This is a genomic window from Sphingomonas sp. T1, from assembly GCF_902506585.1.
GTDB lineage: Bacteria > Pseudomonadota > Alphaproteobacteria > Sphingomonadales > Sphingomonadaceae > Sphingomonas > Sphingomonas aerolata.
The window spans coordinates 3059345-3080981 of sequence record NZ_LR733875.1 but is presented as its reverse complement, the minus strand read 5'-3'; the positions used below and the strand labels follow the sequence as shown (position 1 = coordinate 3080981).

The following is a 21637-nucleotide window of genomic DNA, read 5'->3' as shown; positions in this document are numbered from 1 at the left end:
TTTCCGGCGGATTCGAATTTGGAGCGATCGTGCAGCGGCTATGGGCCATCGTCGACCAGCAGGAGACCGCGTCCGACTGGCGCTGGAACCTGCTGCAAGGCGTGGGTTTCGGCAGCGCCGCGCTGGTTGCCACGGCGGTCGGCCGAAACCTGTTCGGGATCGACCTGCCCTTCACCTTCGCGCTGGCGGCGATCGCAATCGGCGCCGTCCTGGGGGGTGCGCTGACCGCGTGCGTGGGCGCCGCGACGACGATTCCCACCGCACTGGTGTTCAGCGCGCACCATCCGCTCGTGACGCCGCTGAACACGCTGGTCGTGACCGGTTTTGCGATCATCCTCGCGCTGTTCGGCGGTCGCATGACGCTGCTGCGCCAGCGCGCCGGCCTCGCGCAGGGCCGGTCGCACCAGCGCGAACTCTGTCTCCACTCGATCTTCAACACCACCCCCGCGGCGATGCTCATCGTCGACGCGGCGGGCGACGTGCTCGCGATCAACCGGAGCGCGCGCGGCATCCTGGGGATCACCGACCCTGATACCGGACGCCTGCGGCTCGCGGACCTGCTCCCCGGCCTGCCCGACCTGTCCGGCGAGACAGCGACCGCGCACGAGCTGTGCCGCGCCGATGGCACGCGTCTCGCGCTGTCGCTGTCGAGCGGGCCGCTGCCGTTCGCCGCGACCGGGCTGCGCACGCTCCATCTCCGTGACGAGACCGAACAGGACGCCGCCGCCGAACGGCTCGCGCTGCTGCAGGCGGAGCTCCACCAGCTCGCACGCGCCACGGCGCTCGGCCAGCTCGGCTCGGCGATCGCGCACGAACTGAACCAGCCGCTGGCGACCGCGGCGAACTTCGCCACCGTCGCGCAGGCGGCGCTGGCGCGCGGCCGCGACACCGTCGAGGTCGGCGCGGCGCTCGACGGCGCGGTCCAGGAGATCTTCCGCGCGGCCGCCGTGCTCAAAAGGCTGCGCCGGTTCGTCGAGCGCGGCCCGCTGCAGGCGCAATGGGTCGATGCGCGCGACATCATCGCGGAGGGGGCGATGCTCGGCATGCTCGCGGTCCGTCAGGCCGGAGCAGAGCTGAAGGTCAATATCGCGCCCGATCTCGGCGAATTGTGGATCGATGCGATCCAGATCCAGCAGGTCCTGCTCAACCTGATCGCCAATGCGGCCGATGCGGTGTCCGACACGGCGGTCCGCGTGATCGATCTGCGCGCCGTCTCGGGGCCGGACGGGCAGTGCACGATCACCGTCTCGGACACCGGCCCCGGCATCGCAGCCGGCCAGGAACAGGCGATCTTCGCCCCGTTCCGGACCAGCAAGCCCCATGGCCTCGGCGTCGGGCTCGCCATCTGCCGCGCGATCGTCGACGCGCATGAGGGGACGATCACCGCCGCGACGAACAGCGGCGGCGGCGCGACCTTCCGCGTCTCGCTGCCACAACGTCCTGGTATCGGGTCCAGTGGAGAAATGGTCGCCCATGCCGCGTGACCGGCCGATCTACATCATCGATGACGAGCCCCAGATGTGCCGCTCGCTCGAAATGCTCCTCGCGCTGGAGGATTTCGAGACCCGGTCCTTCCCCAGCGTCGAGGCATTCATCCGCGACCTCCCGCGGCTTCCGCCCGGGATCATCCTCAGCGACGTCGCGCTGGGCGGCCTCAGCGGTCTCGAGCTGTTGCAGACCCTCCCATCGCTCGACCGGTCGGACCCGGTGATCCTCGTCACCGGTCACGCGGATATCCCGATGGCGGTAGCGGCGATGAAATCAGGCGCCGCCGACCTGCTCGAAAAGCCGTTCGAGGCACAACGGCTGCTCGGCGCGGTGGCGGCGGTCCGCGACCGGATCCTGCAGTCGACCCTGCTCGAGCAGCGCCTCGCCTCGCTCTCGCACCGCGAACGCCAGGTCCTGCGCCAGATCGTCGAGGGGCTGACCGCGAAACAGATCGCGACGCGGCTGGATATCAGCCCGCGCACGGTGGAAACCTACCGCGAGCATCTCATGCGCAAGACGGGCGCGACCAGCCTGGCGCAGCTCGTCCGGTTCGCGGTCGAGGCGCGCGTCACGTGCGTGCCGTTGTAAGAAACAGGTGATCTTAGGCTATGCTTAACTCCGCCGCCCCATAGCGTCGTCGCAGGGAGACCGTGGCTATGGTACTGGAACAATACAGTTTTGATAATGTCGCGCTGCCCGAGCTCGACACGATGCGCGTCGAGGACCGCGACACCCTGCCGTTCGGGGTGGTCGGGTTTAATGCCGACACGCTCGTCCAGGTCTATAACGCGACCGAGGCGCGGATGTCGGGCCTGGATCCCGCGACCGTCATGGGCGTGCCGTTCTTCGATGCGGTGGCGCAGTGCATGAACAATTTCATGGTCGCGCAGCGGTTCGAGGACGAGCCCGAGATCGACGACATCGTCCCCTATGTCCTCACGCTGCGGATGCGCCCGACCAGGGTCCGGCTGCGTCTGCTCGCGACACCCGGCATTGCGCGCCGCTATATCCTCATCGAACGCTAAGCCGCTTCGATGAGCGATAGGTCGAGCGAGGAAGAGCTTCTCGAGTTTCTGTACGCCTGCCCCGTCGGCCTGATCGAGTGCGACAGCAGCGGCGCGATCGCGATGATGAACCCGCACGCGATGCAGCATCTCCTGCCGCTCGCCGGGCCGCGCGATCCCGGCAATCTCTTTGCCGCGCTTGAACATCATGCGCCCGAATTGCGCAGCATCTTCGCGGCCTATGCGCCGGCGACGGGACGGATCTGCGACGGCCACCGGATCTTCGTCGATCTCGCCACGCGTCGCCGCGGTACCGCGCCCAAGGTGCTGGCGTGCACCCTGGTCAAGCTCGGCCCCGATCGGCTGATGGCGACGCTGTCCGATATCAGCGAACAGGTCGCCCAGGAGGCGCGGCTGCGTCAGGCGGATACCTGGTTTGCGACCCTGCTCGACAGCGTCAGCCATTATGCCGCGCTGACGATCACCCCCAGCGGCGAGATCCAGTCCGCCGACGCCTGCTTCGCCCGCCAGACCGGACACGCCGCCGCCGATGTCATCGGACGCCACCTCGCCGAGATCGGCGGGAGCGAGGCGAGCGGCGGCGATCTTCGCCTCGACGAGCAGCTGCTGATCGCGGCGCGCGAGGGCTGGCATCTCCAGGAGGGATGGCAGCAGCGCGCGGATGGCGAGCGCTACTGGTGCCAGCGGCTCGTCGTCGCGCGATCCGAACGGGGCGAGCCGCGCGCCTCCGGCTTCTCGGTCATCCTGCGCGACGTGCCGCGGCGTGGCGAGGCGGCGGAAGACATGCGCCGCCTGTTGAACCATGATCACCTGACGGGCGCCGCCAACCGACGGCATTTCGGCGAGGTGCTGAAACGCGAACAGCGGCACTGGCGCGAGCTGCGGCAATCGCTGTCGCTGATCGTTCTCGACCTCGATCATTTCAAGGCCGTCAACGACACACATGGCCATCCGGTCGGCGACACGCTGCTCCGCCGCGTAACCGATGTGTGTACCGCGCTGCTCCCGCCCTGCGGGATATTCGCGCGGCTCGGGGGCGAGGAGTTCGGCGTCCTGCTGCCGCGCTATGACGAGGATCAGGCGGCGGCGCTCGCCGAGGCGATGCGCGAGGCGATCGCCGGAATCGCGGTCGACACGCCGCGCGGTGGCTTGCACGTCACCGCCAGCCTGGGCTGCGCCACGCTGAACGAAACCGACGGTTCGATCGATGCGCTGCTCGCGCTCGCGGATGATCGCCTCTATGCCGCCAAGCATGCCGGTCGGAACCGGGTCCGCTCGCGCGAGACCGCGACCGCGTGACCCGGGCCGGACTGTCGCGCGCCGCGGTGCACCGCATCGCCTGCGCGGTCGTCGCGACCGAGATGGCGCGGCTGCGCGATCCGGCGCCGCCGGCCGCGACACGCGGCGACTGGCCCGAAGCCATGCCGATCGGCGACGAGGGCCTCGGGCTCGATTCGATGGAGCAGCTCGGCGCGCTGGGGGCGCTCGCCGAGGCGTTCGACCTCGACGACGATACGCTCGGCGAGGGTCCGCCGCAGACGGTCGGCGCCTGGACCGACTGGATCCTGCGTGCGCACGCCGCAGGGCCCGGCCGGATCGCGGTGCGGACGTCCGGCTCGACCGGCAGCCCGCGCCTCTGCGTCCATGCCGTCCCCGACCTGCTCGACGAGGCGGCAGTCTTCGCGACACGGTTCGCCGATCGGCGCCGGGTCGTCGCACTGGTCCCCGCCGATCATCTCTACGGGCTGGTCTGGACCGCGCTGCTGCCCGACGTGCTGGATATTCCCGTCGCCGTGCGGACGATCGGCGCACCGCTGTCGCTCGAGGCGGGCGATCTCGTCGTCGCGGTGCCCGACCAGTGGCGCGCGCTGTCGCGGATGATGCGCCACTGGCCGGGGGATGTCATCGGCATCAGTTCCGCCGGGCCGCTCGACGACGCCATCGCCGCCGTGCTGCTCGCGGCGGGGCTTGCCGGGTTGGCCGATATCTACGGCGCCTCCGAAACCGGCGGTATCGCCATCCGCATGCTGCCCGCGCTCGACTACGAGCTGCTGCCCCGCTGGCAGCTCACCGCCGCCGATCCGGATGAGTGGCGGCTCGTCGACCGCGACGGCCGGCACCACGACCTGCCCGACCATGTCGCGCGTCTCGGCGAGCGCGTCATTCGGCCGACCGGTCGGCGCGACGGCGCGGTCCAGGTCGCCGGGCACAATGTCTGGCCCGGGCGTGTCGCCGGCGTGCTGCGGACGGTGGAGGGGGTCGCGGACGTCGCGGTGCGGCTGCACGGCAATGGCCGGCTGAAGGCGTTCGTCGTGCCGCAACCCGGTCAGGACCCCGCCCGGCTGTCCGCGCGGATCGAGCATGTCGCGGCGGCCCGGCTCACCGATCCCGAGCGCCCGAAAGCCTATCGCTTCGGCACGGCGGTTCCGCGCACGGCCTTGGGCAAGCTCGAAGACTGGGGCTGATGCGGCCCCGACAGCGTCTAGCGCCCAGTCAGCGCATAGCCGCGGGTCTTCTCGCCGAGCGCGGCGTAGATCGCCGCCTGATCGAGGAGCAGGTGACGCTGTTCGTCGGTCTCCGCAGCCGCGGCCGCGGCCAGCGCGTCGATCGTCAGCCGCTCATAGTCGGGGGTCGGGTCTTGGTCTGGCATGGGTCTGCCGTTCATTCCTCTTCACGATGTCCCGTGACGATAAATGGCCTGCCTCCGGCCGCAACCTCCTTAAAACGCTGCTTAACCGGCCAGAGAGGTTGCGCATGCCCGGGCGCCGTCGCACGGCTGCAGATACTATTCCGGCATCGGCATCGCGGATTTCCGCCGTCACGGTCGCCGTCACGGCCGTGTAATCTGAGTTAAGATTCTGACCCATATAGACGCGTGACAACAAACCCGTCCTGCCACATCGCGCGCAGCACTGGATCGCGAATCTCGTCATAGGGGCAAAGCGCGAGATGGCCGACCGGATCGCTGGCGGCGATACGGCCGTCATTTCTGGCTTTCAAACAGTCTCTTGCGAAATCCGGCATCCTGCGGCCCCACTGCTGTCGTCGCGTCGTCCGCCCCATGCACAGATTCTTACAAAAGGGGCAACGGCTTGTCCCATACCGACACAGCGCCCCGCGCCGCGCGGGGACGCGGTTCGCCACGCAGCCAGCGCAGCGGCCTACGCCGTCACGACAGCATCAACGATCGCGGCCGACGCTCTACGCAAGTACAGCCGGACCAGCGAGACTCACCCAACGGCCGGACGCGGCAGATGAACCAGCAAAGCCCGCCATCGCTCGCAAGGATGTTCGCCAAAGGTCTGAGCCTTTACGCCCTTCGACATTGCCGCACCGCAGCAAAGTCTGTGCGCATTGCAGCGGTGATTTATCGCACCCGCCTTTCACCTTCCCCACAACCGCCGATCGCAAGGAAAAACCGTCCAACCACCATTGTGCAGTGATAGCGCTATCGATATCATCCCGAAAACAGTCGAAAAGGGGAGAGCGGATATGCGCATCGGATGTCGCGGCAACGAAGTCGCTCGAGGGGCAAGACGTCGTCTTGCATGGCTGGTCGGCCTGACGATCGCGGTCGCCCCGCCCGCGCTGGCGCAGTCCTCCGACACCATGGCGTCGATCGCCATCCCCGCGCAGCCCGGCGCAATCGACCTCGGCACCGGGAAACTCCCCGGAGCGACCGCTCCCGAAGCCTGGCACAGCCAATATGGTAGCGTGTTCGCGCGCAACGTCACGGTCGCGACGCTGACCCCCGTCCTGCCCGATCCCGCCAAGGCCAACGGCACCGCGGTGATCGTCGCGCCGGGCGGCGGGTTCCGCACGCTGTCGATGGAAAATGAGGGCTGGGACGTGGCGCGCGCGCTCGCCGCGCGGGGCGTCGCGGCGTTCGTGCTCAAATACCGGCTGAACCAGACGCCGGCGGATCTCGAAACCTTCGCACGTCCCGCCCCCGCTGGTGCCCCCGCTGGCGCAACCCCGCCACGCCGGGACCCCGCGGCGATGATGGCAGGCCTCGCGCCGCAGATCGCCGATGCGCGCGCGGCCTTCGCGCTCGTCCGCAAGCGGGCGGGCGAATGGCACGTCGATCCGGCGCGCATCGGCATGGTCGGCTTTTCCGCGGGCGCGATGCTGACGATGGCGACAACAATGGCAGGTCAGGACGCGAAGCCCGCATTCATCGGCAACATCTACGGCCCGCTCGCCGCGATGACGGTGCCCGCCGACGCCCCGCCGATGTTCGTCGCGCTGGCGGCGGACGATCCGCTATTCGGCAATGCCGGCTACGGGCTGATCGACAGCTGGCGCACCGCCAAACGCCCGGTCGAGTTTCACCTGTACGAACAGGGCGGGCACGGCTTCGGCATGTATCCGAAGACCACCACGAGCACCGGCTGGTTCGACGAATTCGCGCGCTGGATGGCGATGCACGGCTGGATCAAGCCGGCGCAGTAACCGCGCGCCTCACGACGCGATCGCCGCCTCCAGCGTCTGCAGGAACCGCGCCGGCGCCTCGACCTGCGGCGCATGACCCAGCCCCTCGAGGCGGATCAGCCGTGCGTCGGGGATGCGTCGTGCCGCGGTCACCGCCGCCTGCGGCACGGTCTGCACCTGTGCGCGCCGGTCGGGTGCCGCGCGGTTCGCCCGGAATGCGGTGAGATCGCGGTCGCCGATGATCAGCCGCACGGGCATCGCCAGCCGCGACAGCTCGGCCGCGACCGGCTGGGTCTGGATCATGTCGGACAGCCGCGCCTGCGCATCGCGCACGACATCGCCGTCGGGACCGGCATATTGCCCGGCCAGCATCGCGACCCAGCGATCATAGGCCGGGCGCCATTCCCCGTGATAATAGTTGCGCAGCTGATACGCCTTGATCGACGCGGCATCGGTCTTCGCCTCCTCGGTCCGCAGCGCGCCGAGATCGGTATAGGGCACGCCCTGCGCCAGCGTATCGTTCAGCCCGAGCGGATTGACGAGCACGAGCCGAGACACGCGCTCGGGATGGAGCAGCGCGAACCGCGTCGCGAGGATCCCGCCGGTCGAATGGCCGACCAGGATGACCTTGCCTGCCCCGGCCCGGTCGAGCAGCCCGCGGGTCAGCTCGGCCATCGCATTGAAGCTGTACTGATAGCCTGTCGGCTTGGACGATTTGCAGAAGCCGACCTGGTCGGGCGCGATCACGCGGTAGCCTGCACCCGCAAGCCCGCGCGCGGTCTCGTCCCAGGTCGCGGCACAGAAATTCTTGCCGTGCAGCAGCACGACCGTCGTGCCGTTCGCGCGCGCGGTCGGTGCGAGGTCGAGATACGCCATCCGCACCGCCTGCCCCTGCGACGACCCGTCATACCAGCGCAGCGACACCGGATAGGCAAAGCGCTCGAGATTGGCGCCGAGCGGCACGGTCTGGGCGAGGCCCGGCGTGGCGGAGACGGCGAAGGCAGCGACGGCGATCGCGGCGGGGATTTTGAAACGGATCATCCGCCTCTAACGACCGGCTGACGCGAGGTGTCCCGTCCTACAGGCCCGGGCCGTCCGCGTCATATTTGAGTTCGAGATACCGCCCCTGGATCGCGATCTCGTCGAGGCTGCTCCGCCCGAGGCATTCGCCGGCGCGCGCGAGCTCGGCGTCGATCAGGCGCAGACCGTTGATCAGGTGATCGTCGGGCGTCCGGCCATCCGCCTGCATTTCGCGCCGCGCCGAAATGCCGACCATCCGCCAGCTGTCGACCAGCGCGGGCAGCTCGACCGCGACCAGCTTGTGGATCGACGCCGCGGCCGGGCTGCGCGGATCGAGCCGGGCGAGGCGCGGCGCCAGCGCCTCGAACCGGCTGCCCAAAGCATCGGCGAGCCGCAGCGCAGGCAGCGGCATCCCGCGGCGTTGCGCGACGAGCCAGATCCCCGCCTGTTCGGCGAGCCCGGCCAGCCCGGCTTCCACCAGCGCCTCGCGTCCCGGCGCGCGCGGATCGGCCTGCGCGACGATCACGATCACCAGCAGCAGCATCAGCGCCGCGGCGACGGCAAGCGCCAGCATCGCCGGCAGGACCGCGGCAAGCGCCGCGCCGCCGAGCAGCGACACGATCGCCGCAAGGACCAGCCGGACCATCAGCCGCTTCTGCCGACGCGCCCGCGCCTCGCGCTCGCGCCGCGCCTGCTCGCGGCCTTCGGGCGACAGCCGCCGGAGCAGCTCTTCGGCCTGGGTGAGCCCGACATCGGCAAACCCTGCCGCGACGCTGCGGGCACGGTCGATCATCGGGGCGCGCTGACCGCTATTGTCGTCCATCGCGCGAGGATGCCGGTCTTTGCGCGCCCGGTCCAGACCCGCGCGGCGCCACAGACGCACCCAAAGTGGTCGCAGATCGACCCCCAAGTTGATCTAGGTCAATACTTATAGCCGATGCGAGGGAACAGTCTCGCGCCTGCATCGTCCGGTAGGGGTCAGTTTCGCGAGGCCCCATGACCCCACCCACCTTGTTGCTTTTACACGCCCTTGGCGCCAGTGCGCGCGAATGGCAGCAGGTCGCCGATCACCTGTCCGACCATGATTGCATCGCGCTCGACCTGCCGGGGTTCGGCGACGCGGCCGATGCGGGGCATGCCGATGTCGGGACGATGACCGACTGGCTGGCGCAGGAAATCCGCGCCCGCGACCTCACCGCCTGCGTGCTCGTCGGGCACAGCATGGGGGGCAAGATCGCCACGCTCGTCGCCGCGCGCGCCGCCGCGGGCGAGCCTGGTCTTGCGAACATCCTCGGTGTCGTGCTCGTCGCCGCCTCGCCCCCCTCGCCCGAACCGATGGACGAAACGCGCCGGGCGGAGATGATCACGTGGTTCGCCGATGGCCCGGCCTCGCGCGACGACGCGGAAACCTTCGTCGATGCCAACAGCGCCGAGACGCTCCCGGAGGCCCTGCGCGACCAGGCGATCGACGACGTGCGGCGCTCGAACCGAGAGGCCTGGCTCGGCTGGCTCGAACGCGGCAGCCGCGAGGACTGGGCCGCCGCGGTCGGGCAACTCGCGCTCCCCGCGCTGATCATTGCCGGGACCGAAGACGGCGATCTCGGCGAGGATGCGCAGCGCCGGCTTAACCTGCCGCATTATGCCAATGCCCGGATGCGCGTCGTCCAGGGTGCCGCGCACCTCATCCCCTATGAACAACCCCGCGCGCTCGCCGCGCTGATCCGCGAGCATGCGGCACTGGCGACGACGGCTGCGCTGCCCGAAGATTTCGCCCGGCTGCTCGACTCCGATCGCGTCAGCAGCGGAACGCGCGCCGCGATGCTCGACCGGATCTACCCGATGCCCGTCGGTACCGCGTTATGGGACGACGCCGACCATGCGACCGTCGCCGCGCTGGTGGCCCGGATCCTTCCCGATTGCGGCGCCGACCGTGCGCTGGCGGGTCGCATCCTCGACTCGGTCGCGCAGGGTGTCGGTGACGGCTGGCGCTTCGCCGAGCTGCCGGACGACCGCGCGGCCTGGTCGCGCGGGCTCGCGACGCTCGATACGGCGACCGGCGGTTTCGTCGCGCTGGCCGATCCGGACCAGGACGGCTGGCTCGATCGCATCGCCGGCGGCACGGTCGGCATCGAGGAGGACGCGACCCGCCTGTCGCCCGTGCAGATGCGCCTCTGGTTCGAGGATGTCCGCGCCGAGACGGTCCGCATCTGGATGGCGCAGCCCGCGACGATGGCGGCGATCGGCTATGACGGCTTTGCGGTAGGCGGCGATGGTCCCCGCAAGCAGGGCTATACCCGCACCGGCGCTGACGATCCCGAAGCGTGGCAGCGCCCGTCGCAGGAGCGCGGGGCGTGACGACGAGGCAGCATGGAGCGAATGACGTCGTCGATGCGGTCGTGATCGGCACCGGCGCGGGCGGTGCGCCGCTCACCGCCCGGCTCGCACAGGCGGGCCTGTCGGTCGTCGCGCTCGAGGCGGGCCGCGCCTTCCGCCCCGACGAGCATGTCGCCGACGAGGTCGCGGCCGACATCTACTGGATGGAGGAACGGCTGAGCGGCGGATCGACGCCGACCGCGTTCGGGGCGAACAATTCGGGCATGGGGGTCGGCGGCTCGACGCTGCACTGGGGCGCCTTCTGCCCGCGTCCCGATCCCCGCGACCTGCGGCTCAAGACGCTGACCGGCGAAGGCGCCGACTGGCCGATCGATCCTGACGAGCTGACCCGGTACATCGCGGAGGTCGAGGCGTACACCGGCGTCTCGGGCCCGGCCGACTATCCGTGGGACGCCACCCGCCGCTACGCCTATCCCCCGGTCGCGCGCAACGCCGCCGCCGACGCGATGGCGCGCGGCTGCGCGGCGCTCGGCATCACCGCGACCGACGCCCCCGCCGCCCTGGTCTCGCGCGATCGCGACCAGCCGCACTGGGGACAGCGCCAGGCTTGCGTCAATTGCGGCGCCTGCCACCAGGGCTGCCGCAACGCCGCCAAGACGAGCATGGACACGACCTATCTGCCCCTCGCGGTCGCGCATGGGGCCGAGATCCGCGCCGGTGCGCGCGTGATCGCGTTCGACTATGACGGCCGCGGCCGGATCAGCGCGGTCGTGTACAGCCAGAACGGGCAGGAGCATCGCCAGCTTTGCGCCGCGGTCTTTCTGTGCGCCGGCGGAATCGAAACGCCGCGGCTGCTGCTCAACCTCGGCATCGCCAATTCGAGCGGTCAGGTCGGACGCAACTTCATGGCGCATGTCGCAACCCAGGTCTGGGGCCGGTTCGACGCCGAGATGCGGATGAACCGCGGCTATCCCTCGTCGCTGATCAGCGAGGACATGATGCGACCCGGCGATGCCGGCTGCGCTGGCGGCTATCTGATCCAGAGTCTTGGCGTGCTCCCCGTCAACCTCGCCACCGGGCTCGCCCGCGGCGCCGGCCTGTGGGGCGAACGGCTCCAGACGCTCCTGCGCGGCTATAACCGGATGGCCGGGATCGGGATCAACGGCGAATGCCTGCCGCATGCCGACAACCGGCTGACGCTCGCCGACGAGGTCGACGCCTTCGGCCACCGCAAGGCGCGGATCGACTTCAGCTATCACGCCAACGAACAGGCGATCGATCGCCACGCGCGGCGCACGCTCAGCGACATCTGGGCGGCGGCGGGCGCGCAGGACATCTTCGCGGTCGATCGCTCGGCGCATACGATCGGCACCTGCCGCATGGGGCATGACGGCGACACCGCGGTGGTTGATTCCGACGGCCGCAGCTTCGACATTGCGAACCTGCGGATCTGCGACAATTCCATCTTCCCGAGCGCACTGGCGGCCAATCCCGCGCTGACGATCATGGCGCTGTCGCTGCGCACCGCCGACCGTTTTCTCGCATCCGACGATTGAGGAGTTTCACATGGATCTGGGTATCAAGGATCGTATCGCGCTGATCAGCGGCGCGGATTCCGGCATGGGCAAGGAGACCGCACGGCTGCTGCTCGAAGCGGGCGTGCGCGTCGCGATCACCGATCAGCCGGGCGGCACGCTCGACGCGGCGCTCGCCGAACTGTCGCCGCTCGGCGAGGTCGTCGCGGTGACCGGCGACGTCACCAGCCTCGACGATGTCCGCGCGATCTGGGCGGAGGTGCGCGAGCGGCTCGGCGATCCCGACATCTATGTCAACGCCGCGGGCGTGACGGGCGCGACCGGCGACTTTCTCGACGTCGACGATGCGGGCTGGGAGCAGACGCTCGACATCAACCTCATGGGCGCGGTGCGCATGTGTCGCGAGGCGATTCCGGCGATGCGCAAGGGCGGCTGGGGCCGGATCGTGCTGTTCGCGTCGGAGGATGCGGTGCAGCCCTATGTCGACGAACTCGCCTATTGCGCGTCGAAGGCGGGGATCCTCGCGCTCGCGAAAGGGCTGTCCAAGGCCTATGGCGGCGACAATGTCCTCGTGAACACCGTCTCGCCCGCATTCATCGCCACGCCGATGACCGACAAGATGATGCGCAAGCGCGCCGAGGAACGCGGCGAGAGCTTCGACGCGGCGATCGACAGCTTCCTCGAGAAGGAACGCCCGGGCATGGTGCTCAAGCGTCGCGGCAAGGCCGAGGAGGTCGCCGCCGCCGTCGCCTTCCTCTGCTCGGAGCGCGCGAGCTTCATCAACGGCGCCGGCATCCGCGTCGATTCCGGCTCGGTGTTCACGATCGCCGGATGACGGAACAGCGCGTGCACCGAATTGGGTTCGGCGGCGGGTGCCACTGGTGCACCGAGGGCGTCTTTCAGGCGCTCCGCGGCGTGCCGGCGGTCGAGCAGGGCTTCCTTCAGTCCGAGGCCCCGTCGGACGCCTGGGCGGAGGGCGTCATCGTGACGTTCGACCCCGCCGCCATCACCCTCGCGACACTGGCCGAGGTCCATCTGCGCACGCATTCGGCGAAATCCGGCTATTCCCCCGCCGGACGCTATCGCAGCGCCATCTATGTGTTCGAGGACGGCCAGCGCCCCGACGCCGAAGCCGCGATCGCCCGGTTCGCAGCCGAGACGGCGGCACCGGCTCGCACGCTGGTCCTGCCGTGCACCGGCTTCCGGCCCTCGGACGCGCGCTTCCAGAATTACTACCGGACCGATCCCGACCGGCCCTTCTGCCGCCGCTATATCGATCCCAAGCTCGACTATATCCGCACCCATTTCGCCGCCGTCGCCCTGCCCGCGGTCGCGGAGCCGCACCGTTGAGCGTCTTCTTCACCGCCGACACGCATTTCGGCGACCACCGCACGATCAACATCGCGCGCCGACCGTTCGCCGACACCGCCGCGATGGACACAGCGCTTGTCGACCGGTGGAACGCGGTCGTCGGGCCGCAGGACGTGGTGTGGCACCTTGGCGACGTCGCGCGTCGCCCCGCGGACGTGGCCGGGCTGCTCGCGCGACTGCACGGGACCAAGCACCTGCTGCGCGGCAACAACGATCCCGACGCGACGCTGGCGGCACCCGGCTGGGCCAGCGTCGCCGACTATGCGGAGATCACGCTCGACGACCGGCGGCTCGTCCTGTGTCACTACCCGTTCCGCAGCTGGAACGGCCAGCACCGCGGCGCGATCAATCTCCACGGGCACAGCCATGGCAGGCTGAAGCCGATGCTCCGCCAGTTCGACGTCGGCGTCGATGTCGAGGGTCACGACTATGCACCGGTCGGGCTCGACAGCCTGCTCGCGCCCCGGCGATAGGTGCGAGGGGATGGGCGGGCGCGTGAAGCGGATGGCCGGACTGGCCGAGGCGGCGGCACGGACCGCGCAGGCTGCGGACGACCCGCCCTGCGCGCTGTGCGGCCGTCCGCTCGGCCACCGCGTCGAGCGCCATCACGTCGTCCCCAAGAGCGAGGGCGGTACACAGACCGTGCCGGTGCACCCGATCTGTCACCGCACCATCCACGCCTTCGTCGCAAACCGCGACCTCGCCACCAGCTATGCGACGATGGACCAGCTTCGCGCGCGCGAGGATATCGGCCGCTATCTGCGCTGGATCATCGACAAGCCCCCGGACTTCCGCGCTCCCACACGCAAACGCAGCACCCCCTGAACGGACGCCCGATGGTGTAACCCGCAAGCAACACCCTTTTCGCAATTTACCATTGCTGATCGTAACGGAGCAGCAACATATGGTCATAAAAACCATTTTCGTCGTAACCATGGTGCACCGCCGTAAAACGGGGTGTCACAAGGGGGACAGAAATGCGTTGGACGAAATGGATGATGCGCTCGTCGCGGATGGCGATGGGCGCGGGCCTGCTGATCGCGGCCAATGGCGCCGCGGCGCAACTGGCGACCGACCCCCAGACGCCCACCGCCCCCGCGGCGACCGAGGCCCCCACCGAAGACATCATCGTCACCGGATCGCGCATCCGCCGCGACCCGCTCGATCAGCCATCGCCCGTCATCACCGTCGATGAGAACGCGATCGCGCGCACCGGCCTGTCGTCCGTCGCGGACATCCTGCAGCGCCTGCCCGCCTCGTCGGGCGGCCTCAATTCGAAGTTCAACAGCTCGGGCAATTTCGGCAACCCGCCCGATGGCGGCGGCGTCGGCGCCGGCTCCGCGGTGCTCGACCTGCGCTATCTCGGCCCCAAGCGGACGCTCGTGCTCGTCGACGGACTGCGCTTCGTCAACGGCGCGTCGGCCAGCGGCATCCCGGCGACGGTCGATCTCAACTCGATCCCGTCCTCGATGATCGAACGGATCGAGGTCCTGCAATCGGGCGCCTCTACGCAATACGGGTCCGACGCGATCGCCGGCGTCGTCAACATCATCACCAAACAGAACCAGAAGGGGTTCAAGGGATCGGCGCAATATGGCCAGTATCTCGGCGACAATGACGGCAAGACGCAGGATTACCAACTGAGCTACGGCTTCGGCAGCCAGGGCGTGCACGTCGTCGCGGGCGGCTATTACACCAAGCAGGAATCGGTCAGCGCCGCCGACCGCGACATCTCGCAATTCCCCAATCCGGGGCAGACCAGCTGCGCCGAACCCATCGGCGGCTGCTCCAGCTTCACGCCCTTCGGCCGGTTCCTGGTGAACGGCCAGAACATCACGCTGCGCGGCCCCGTCGCCAGCGGCCGGCCGGTCTATGACCCGACGCTCGCCACCGGCGACTTCAAGGCGTTCACCGCCGCCGACCGGTTCAACTTCGCCCCGCTCAACTATTTCCTGACGCCGGTCGAGCGGTTCGGCGGCTTCGTCAACACGCGCGCCGAGTTTTCGGAGGCGCTCAACCTGCGCGTGAAGGCGGTCTACAACCGCCGCAATTCGCAGAACCAGGCGGCGTTCCTCCCGCTCGGCATCGGTCCCGACGTCGGCAACGGCAACATGCTCGACACGCTCTCGGTCGATGCCACCAACCCGTTCAACCCGTTCGGCGTGACGCTCGTCCCCGGGCAGAACTACACCGGGATCTTCCGCCGCCTCGTCGAGGCGGGGCAGCGCACCTACAGCCAGCAGGTCGACACCATGTCGCTGACCGGCACGCTGGACGGCAAGTTCCAGATGTTCGGGCACAACTGGTATTGGGATGCGAGCGCGGTCATCGGCTATAACGATGCCAAGCAGCTGTTTACCGGCAACATCAACGCCGCGCGCCTTGCCCGCGCGATCGGCCCGATCAGCCAGTGCACCGGGGAATGCGTACCGTTCAACTTCTTCGGCGGGGTCGGCTCGATCACCCCGGCGATGCTCGGCTATATCGGCTTCGACGAACGCGACCGCAGCCGCCAGAAGCTGAACGACTATACCGCCAATATCTCCGGCGAGCTGTTCGACCTGCCCGGCGGGCCGGTCGGCATCGCGGTCGGCTATGAGCATCGCTATCAGTTCGGCAGCTTCACGCCCGACCCGATCATCCAGGCGGGCCTCGGCGCGGACATCCCGGCACAGGCAGCCAGCGGCAAGTTCAACGTCGACGAGGTCTATGGCGAAATCCGCCTGCCGCTGCTGCGCGACATTCCCGGTATCGCCTCGCTCGAGCTGAACGGCGCGGTCCGCCACTCGAACTATTCGACCTTCGGGGGCAATACGACGCTCAGCGGCGGCGCGCTGTGGAAGCCCGTCAGCGACCTGCTGCTGCGCGCCCAATATGCCGAATCGCTGCGCGCACCGTCGATCGGCGAATTGTTCGGCGCGCAGTCGCGGTTCGACGCCTCGATCGACGATCCCTGCACCAGCGCCGCGGGCGGGCTGTTCCAGTCCAACCCGACGGTCCGCGCGAACTGCGTCGCCAACGGCGTCCCCGCCAGTGGCAGCTACGCCGAACCCTCGGGCCAGTTGCCGGTGCTCACCGGCGGCAACAGCGAGCTGCGCCCTGAAACCGCCCGGACGCTGCTGTTCGGCGGCGTCTACAGCCCAAGCTGGGCCCGCGGCGGCACGCTCTCGGCGCTCAGCCTCGAGGTCAACTACCACGACATCAAGGTCGACGACTCGATCGCGTCGATCCCCGCCCAGGTGCTGCTCAGCCGCTGCGCCCAGACCGGCGACGCGCTCAGCTGCGCGGCGGTGCGGCGTGCCCCCAGCGGCATCGTGACCGCGATCAACGGCCTGCTGCTCAACACCGGCGGCATCCGCACCAAGGGCATCGACGCGACGCTGACGGTCCGCTCGGGTGAGACCGGCGCCGGGCGCTTCGGCCTCTACGTCTCGGGCAACTATCTGCTCAAGTACAGCGAGCGCACGCCCGCGACCGACGGCTTCGTCACGACCGACTATGTCGGCACCGAACGCGGCTCGCCCGATCAGACCTATCCGCACTTCAAGGGACTGGGCACGATCGACTGGTCGGTGGGGCCGGTCACCGCGAGCGTCACCGGACGCTATATCGACAATGTCGACGAGATCGCTGCAGAGAACGCCCTGAAGAGCCGCCTCTACGGCGACGTCCAGCTCCAGTTCCGGCCGGCCTGGCTCGATTCGAAGCTCGCGCTGACCTTCGGCGTGAACAACGTCTTCGACAAGGATCCCCCCGCCTGCTTCAGCTGCAGCCTGAACAACTTCGACCCGACGACCTATGACATCCCGGGCCGGTTCGGGTACCTGCGGCTCTCCTACGGGCTGTAGGACGCGGGCTGCCGACTGGCGCGCCGGTCGGCAGCCACACAGGCGTCGGAAACATAGGATGCTCCGATCGCCAAAAGACCCTCGTCTCACCGATTGTGAGGAACGAAGTAGGCCGTCCCCGCGCTCGACCCCGACAGAAGGAGACGAGCAATGGACGACACCAGGGTCTGGGCATTTGAAGAAAGCCTGTGGACGGGCGACGCGGACCAGTATCACACGCTGATCGACGACGAATGCGTGATGGTGCTTCCCGAGCAGCCCTTCGTGATGACCGGCGCGCAGGCGATCGAGGCGGTCGCCGACACGCCGCGCTGGTCGGAGGTCCGGTTCAGCGAACAGCAGATCATGCGCCCGCAGGAAGGCCTGATCGCGATCGCCTACAAGGCCGAGGCGAGCCGCGAAGGCGCAACCGGCTATACCGCCTATTGCACGACGACGATGCGCCGGCTCGAGCATGAGGAATGGCGCGTGGTCCAGCACCAGCAGACGCTCGCCCCGGTCGCCGGCGGCGCCTGACCCAACCAATACGGCGGTCGCCCCACGACCGCCGATGATCAGGAGCGCGTCGCCAGCCCCCCCGCCAGCGGCATGCTCCTGGTCCTGACCCCCGTTGCCGCCGCCAGAGCATTGGCGAGCGCGGCGGCGGTGGGCCCCTGCGCACACTCCCCCGTGCCGAGAAACGGCGTGCCCGGCCGGTCGATGACCTCGACGGCGACGCTGTGCGGCACGTCCGCGAACCGCAGGATCGGATAGCCGCTCCAGTCATAATCGGTCCGGCGCGTGCCGTCGTGCCCCGCGGCCTCGTAGGCGGTCCAGCTCAGCGACTGGAGCACCCCGCCCTCGACCTGGTTGCGGATGCCGTCGGGATTGACCGCCTCGCCGCTGTCGACCGCGACGACCGCGCGGTGGACGATCAGCCGCCCCTCGTCGGGGATCCGTTCGACATCGAGCGCGACCGCGCAATAGGCGCCGTGATTCTTGTAGCGCGCAAAGGCGAAGCCCCGCCCGCGATTGGGCCGGGGCCGGTAGCGGCTCCACCCGAACCGCGCCGCCGCGCGCCGGATCACCTTTGCAGCGCGCGGATCGTCGAGATGCGCCAGCCGGAACGCGACCGGATCGCGCCCCGCCGCCGCCGCCAGCTCGTCCATCGCGCTTTCGAGCGCGAAGATGTTCAGATGCGCGCCCAGCCCGCGTAGCGCCGACACCCGCACCGGCATGTCGGGCAGGAAATGGCTGACGATGCTCTGGTTGGCAAAGCGATAGAGCGGGATGGCGTTGCGATCGCCGCCGCCATTGGGCTGCGGGATCGGCTTGGGCGGCGTCGGCGCGAACGGCGGCACCACCTCCACGCCCGCGAGCAGGTCGCCCGCCGCCACGGGCCGCGTGCTGTGCGTGTTGCTCCACACCTGATGCCGCCAGTCGACGATCCGTCCCGACGCATCGAGCGTCGCGTCGATCTGCGCGAGCATTGCCGGCCCGAGCGGTTCCCAGCCATGCTCCTGCTCGCGGCTCCATTGCAGCCGGACCGGAACGCCGGGCATAGCGCGTGCGATCAGCGCGGCATCGCCCGCGACGTCGTCCGCCCCATTATGCCCGTAACAGCCCGCCCCCTCGCGGTGGACGCAGCGGACGCGGTCGGCGGGCATCGCGACCAGCTCGGCGATCGCGGTGCGCAGCGGCTCGACGCCCTGGCTGTGCGTCCAAACCGTCAATTGCCCCTCGGCCATCAGCGCCACCGCGCAGGACGGCCCGATCGCACCGTGCATCAGATAGGGCCGGTCGTACCGCGCGGACAGCCGCCGTACGCCCGACGCGGCGGCCGCGTCGCGCCGCGTGTCGATCACTGTGCTCTCGCGCCGCATCTCCAGCAATCCGTCGGGCATCGGCGGCAGCGCGGGCACGGCCGCGTCGCGTGCCCACACACTCTGATTGGCGACGCGCAGCGCCTGTTCGAGCGGCCATTCGCGCGGACCGACGATCGCCGCGAACCGCCCGACCTCAACGACCCGCGCGACGCCCGGCTGCCGTCGCAGCGCGGCAAGATCGGGCGTCAGCCGCGTCCCCGACGACGGCCCGCGCAGGACGCGCGCATGCACCATGTCCGGCAGCCGCATGTCCTGCACATAGCTCGGCAGGCCGGTCAGCTTGGCGGGCAGGTCGACGCGCGGCACCGGTCGCCCGATCAGCCGCCGCGCCGCCACGGGCTTGCGCGGCACATCGGCGCGCGCGCGCACCGCCAACGACGTCGACGCGGCGAGCTCGGCATAGGTCGCACGCCGTCCCTGCCCGTCGAGCACGACACCGTCGCGCGTGAACAGCGTCGTCGCCGCCACGCCCCAGCGCGCCGCCGCGGTCTCGGCGAGCAGCAGCCGGACACAGGCGGCAGCATTGGCGATCGCGGTCCCGCTCTGCTCGAGCGTCTGGCTGCCCGCGGTCACGCCCTCGTTCGGGGTCAGCGCGGTATCCGCGGTGATCAGGTCGACCCGCCCGATCGCGACATCGAGCTCGTCCGCGGCCAGCTGCGCCATCGCGGTCTTCACACCGGTGCCGAGCTCGACCTTGCCCGTGAACACCGTGACCCGGCCATCGCCACCGATGCGGATCCACGCGTCGAGATCGGGGAATTTGGCAAGCGTCCCCGGCAAATCGGGCGCGACCGTCGGCGGTCCACCACTGCCTTCGCCGCCGCCGGTCTGTGCCAGCCCGGCCGTCGGCGCGAGCGCGAAGGCGACCAGCAGCCCGCCGAGTATGTCGCGCCGCGACGCCTGTCCGCTCACGTCACCGGCTCCGCAGGCTCGACCACCCCGCCGCCGCGCATCACCGCCGCGCGCCGCACCGCGCGCAGGATCCGCATATGCGTCCCGCACCGGCAGAGCGACGGCGCCATCGCGCTGCGCAGCTCGGTTTCGGTCGGCGTGACCGTCTTGCGCAACAGCCCCTCGGCACGCGCGATCATCCCGGGGATGCAATAGCCGCACTGCGCCGCCTGCTCGTGCAGGAACGCGCGCTGGACGTCACCCGGCGCCGCTGCTGTACCCAGCCCCTCGACCGTCGTGACCGTGCGCGTACCGACCGCACCGACGGGCAGCAGGCAGGCAAAGACCGGCCGGTCGTCGACGAGCACGGTGCACGCCCCGCACTGCCCCAGCCCGCACCCGAACTTCGCTGCATGCAGCCGCAGGTCGTCGCGCAGCACATAGAGCAGCGGGGTGGCGGGATCGACATCGACGTGCGCGGTCGCCCCGTTGACGGTCAGGTCGATCATTCACCCTCCTTGCGCGCCGCAGCGACGTCCTTCTCGAGGTCCGGCCAGGCCGGCCCCGTCCCGTGCCGGGCCTGCAGATAGGCGACGACCTCCGCCACCTGCCGGTCGTCCAGCGCATCGGCAAAGGCGGGCATATAGGGCCCACGCGGCGCGACCGGCGGTTTCAGCCCCTTGAGAATGACCTGGATCGTGTCGCGCGGGTTCGCCTCGTGCAGCGGCGTGCCGAGCGACAGCGCGGGTCGCCCGGCGACCATCATCGCCGCCCCCGGCTCGTGGCAGACCGCGCACGCGCCGTCGTACAGCCGCGCGCCCTCGGGATGCCGCTGCCTCGCGAGCGCGCGACGATCGGGGAGCCGCGGCTCGGCCCGCGCGGCAGGCGCAGCGCGCATCTGCCACGCATAATAGGTCGCGACCGCGCGGACGTCGGCCGGCTTCGCGCGCGCGAGATTATAAGTAACCGGCCCCATCGGCCCCGCGGCCGCGGCATGCGCGGTACTGAGCCCGGTCCGGAAATAGGCGTCGAGCCGCTCGACGGTCCAGGCACGGACCGCGGGCGAGCGTGCGTTGATCGGCGGCGCATACCAGCCGCCCGACCAGCCGCCGTCATAGGCCCGGTCGCCGCGCTTCTCCTGCTGCAACAGCCCGCGCGGACTGTGACAGGCGGTGCAATGCGCCAGCGTCTCGCCGATATAGCGCCCCCGGTTCCATGCGGCCGACTGGCGCGGATCGGCGATCACCGGCTGCGGATCGAAGAACAGCAGTTTCCAGCCCGCCAACAGAGGCCGGAAGCCGAGCGGCGGGATCATCCGGTTCGCGGGCGGCACCGCGCGCACCGCCGGCCGGGTCATCAGGAATGCGTAGAGCGCGTCCACATCGCCGTCCGCCACGCCCGCATAATGCGTATAGGGAAAGGCCGGATAGAGATGGCTGCCGTCGCGCCCGACGCCCTCGTGCATCGCCCGGCGAAACGCGACGGGCGACCATGATCCGATCCCGGTCGCGGCATCGGGCGTGATGTTGCTGCCATAGATCGTCCCGAACGGCGTCTTGATCGGATAGCCGCCCGCATAGGGACGCCCGCCCGCCGCCTGATGACAGCTGACGCAATTGCCAAGCCGTGCCAGATTGGCGCCGCGCGCAACCAGCGCGGGATCGAACTGCCGGGGATCCGGGCGCGTCACGCGGGCGATCGCGGGCCGGTAGGCGATTGCGGCAAACGCGATCCCGCACAGACCCAGCAGCACGACGGCGATGACGACGATGCGCCTGATCCCGGGCCGGCTCATCCTCGCCTAGACCCTTGAGTCGCCGAACGCCGTC

At 69.6% G+C, this 21637-nt stretch carries 20 protein-coding genes; 14 read left to right on the top strand and 6 right to left on the bottom strand.

Annotated elements, in window-relative coordinates:
* The first annotated feature begins 29 nt into the window (after positions 1 to 29).
* From GV027_RS14065 to GV027_RS14045, 5 genes are all read left to right on the top strand, one after another.
* Positions 30 to 1484, top strand: a complete 1455-nt coding sequence (locus GV027_RS14065) for a sensor histidine kinase (RefSeq protein WP_159512256.1) — start codon at positions 30 to 32, stop codon at positions 1482 to 1484.
* Positions 1474 to 2076 carry a response regulator transcription factor gene (locus GV027_RS14060; protein ID WP_031394609.1) on the top strand — a complete coding sequence of 201 codons (603 nt, stop codon included), beginning with the start codon at positions 1474 to 1476 and terminating at the stop codon, positions 2074 to 2076. The genes GV027_RS14065 and GV027_RS14060 overlap by 11 nt, the downstream gene beginning before the upstream one ends.
* Positions 2077 to 2144: 68 nt before the next feature.
* Entirely contained in the window at positions 2145 to 2513 is a 369-nt protein-coding gene (locus tag GV027_RS14055) for a phosphonate transporter (protein WP_031441021.1), read from the top strand.
* Between the two features lie 9 nt (positions 2514 to 2522).
* Positions 2523 to 3812: a sensor domain-containing diguanylate cyclase gene (locus tag GV027_RS14050; RefSeq protein WP_159512255.1), complete on the top strand. Its 1290-nt coding sequence runs from the start codon at positions 2523 to 2525 to the stop codon at positions 3810 to 3812.
* On the top strand, positions 3809 to 4978 hold the full coding sequence (locus GV027_RS14045) for an AMP-binding enzyme (RefSeq protein WP_159512254.1): 1170 nt from the start codon (positions 3809 to 3811) through the stop codon (positions 4976 to 4978). Before GV027_RS14050 ends, GV027_RS14045 begins: the two co-directional genes overlap by 4 nt.
* Positions 4979 to 4995: 17 nt before the next feature.
* On the opposite strand, the gene GV027_RS14040 is transcribed toward GV027_RS14045, so the two are convergent.
* Positions 4996 to 5163 carry a hypothetical protein gene (locus GV027_RS14040; protein WP_156360373.1) on the bottom strand — a complete coding sequence of 56 codons (168 nt, stop codon included), beginning with the start codon at positions 5161 to 5163 and terminating at the stop codon, positions 4996 to 4998.
* Positions 5164 to 6005: 842 nt separating this feature from the next.
* Here GV027_RS14040 and GV027_RS14035 point away from each other — a divergent pair.
* Positions 6006 to 6965 (top strand): alpha/beta hydrolase, encoded by a 960-nt coding sequence (locus GV027_RS14035; RefSeq protein ID WP_159512253.1) that lies wholly within the window; start codon positions 6006 to 6008, stop codon positions 6963 to 6965.
* A 9-nt stretch (positions 6966 to 6974) separates the two neighbouring features.
* On the opposite strand, the gene GV027_RS14030 is transcribed toward GV027_RS14035, so the two are convergent.
* Positions 6975 to 7985, bottom strand: coding sequence for an alpha/beta fold hydrolase (locus GV027_RS14030; protein ID WP_159512252.1), 1011 nt, complete (start codon positions 7983 to 7985; stop codon positions 6975 to 6977).
* A 37-nt stretch (positions 7986 to 8022) separates the two neighbouring features.
* Positions 8023 to 8757 (bottom strand): hypothetical protein, encoded by a 735-nt coding sequence (locus tag GV027_RS14025; protein ID WP_236559231.1) that lies wholly within the window; start codon positions 8755 to 8757, stop codon positions 8023 to 8025.
* Positions 8758 to 8960: 203 nt separating this feature from the next.
* Between GV027_RS14025 and GV027_RS14020 the strand changes: the two genes are divergently transcribed.
* The 8 genes from GV027_RS14020 (at position 8961) to GV027_RS13985 (ending at position 17568) form a co-directional block, all read left to right on the top strand.
* Positions 8961 to 10319 (top strand): alpha/beta hydrolase, encoded by a 1359-nt coding sequence (locus GV027_RS14020; RefSeq protein WP_201302625.1) that lies wholly within the window; start codon positions 8961 to 8963, stop codon positions 10317 to 10319.
* A complete protein-coding gene (locus GV027_RS14015) occupies positions 10316 to 11854 on the top strand; it encodes a GMC family oxidoreductase (RefSeq protein WP_159512250.1) in 1539 nt (512 codons plus the stop codon). Before GV027_RS14020 ends, GV027_RS14015 begins: the two co-directional genes overlap by 4 nt.
* 10 nt (positions 11855 to 11864) lie before the next feature.
* Positions 11865 to 12668 carry an SDR family NAD(P)-dependent oxidoreductase gene (locus tag GV027_RS14010; protein WP_159512249.1) on the top strand — a complete coding sequence of 268 codons (804 nt, stop codon included), beginning with the start codon at positions 11865 to 11867 and terminating at the stop codon, positions 12666 to 12668.
* On the top strand, positions 12665 to 13183 hold the full coding sequence (locus GV027_RS14005; protein WP_159512248.1) for a peptide-methionine (S)-S-oxide reductase: 519 nt from the start codon (positions 12665 to 12667) through the stop codon (positions 13181 to 13183). The genes GV027_RS14010 and GV027_RS14005 overlap by 4 nt, the downstream gene beginning before the upstream one ends.
* Entirely contained in the window at positions 13180 to 13677 is a 498-nt protein-coding gene (locus tag GV027_RS14000; protein WP_159512247.1) for a metallophosphoesterase family protein, read from the top strand. Before GV027_RS14005 ends, GV027_RS14000 begins: the two co-directional genes overlap by 4 nt.
* 31 nt (positions 13678 to 13708) lie before the next feature.
* Entirely contained in the window at positions 13709 to 14029 is a 321-nt protein-coding gene (locus GV027_RS13995; RefSeq protein WP_159512931.1) for an HNH endonuclease, read from the top strand.
* 152 nt (positions 14030 to 14181) lie between these two features.
* Positions 14182 to 17052: a TonB-dependent receptor domain-containing protein gene (locus GV027_RS13990; protein WP_328799448.1), complete on the top strand. Its 2871-nt coding sequence runs from the start codon at positions 14182 to 14184 to the stop codon at positions 17050 to 17052.
* A 150-nt stretch (positions 17053 to 17202) separates the two neighbouring features.
* Complete coding sequence (locus tag GV027_RS13985) at positions 17203 to 17568, top strand: DUF4440 domain-containing protein (RefSeq protein WP_031395307.1); 366 nt, start codon at positions 17203 to 17205, stop codon at positions 17566 to 17568.
* A gap of 38 nt (positions 17569 to 17606) precedes the next feature.
* Here GV027_RS13985 and GV027_RS13980 read toward each other — a convergent pair whose 3' ends face one another.
* From GV027_RS13980 to GV027_RS13970, 3 genes are read right to left on the bottom strand one after another with little or no spacing between them, the layout of a single operon-like run.
* On the bottom strand, positions 17607 to 19829 hold the full coding sequence (locus tag GV027_RS13980) for a molybdopterin cofactor-binding domain-containing protein (RefSeq protein ID WP_159512246.1): 2223 nt from the start codon (positions 19827 to 19829) through the stop codon (positions 17607 to 17609).
* Positions 19826 to 20317, bottom strand: coding sequence for a (2Fe-2S)-binding protein (locus GV027_RS13975; protein ID WP_159512245.1), 492 nt, complete (start codon positions 20315 to 20317; stop codon positions 19826 to 19828). The genes GV027_RS13980 and GV027_RS13975 overlap by 4 nt, the downstream gene beginning before the upstream one ends.
* Positions 20314 to 21603 (bottom strand): c-type cytochrome, encoded by a 1290-nt coding sequence (locus tag GV027_RS13970; protein ID WP_236559230.1) that lies wholly within the window; start codon positions 21601 to 21603, stop codon positions 20314 to 20316. The genes GV027_RS13975 and GV027_RS13970 overlap by 4 nt, the downstream gene beginning before the upstream one ends.
* Positions 21604 to 21637: the final 34 nt, after the last annotated feature.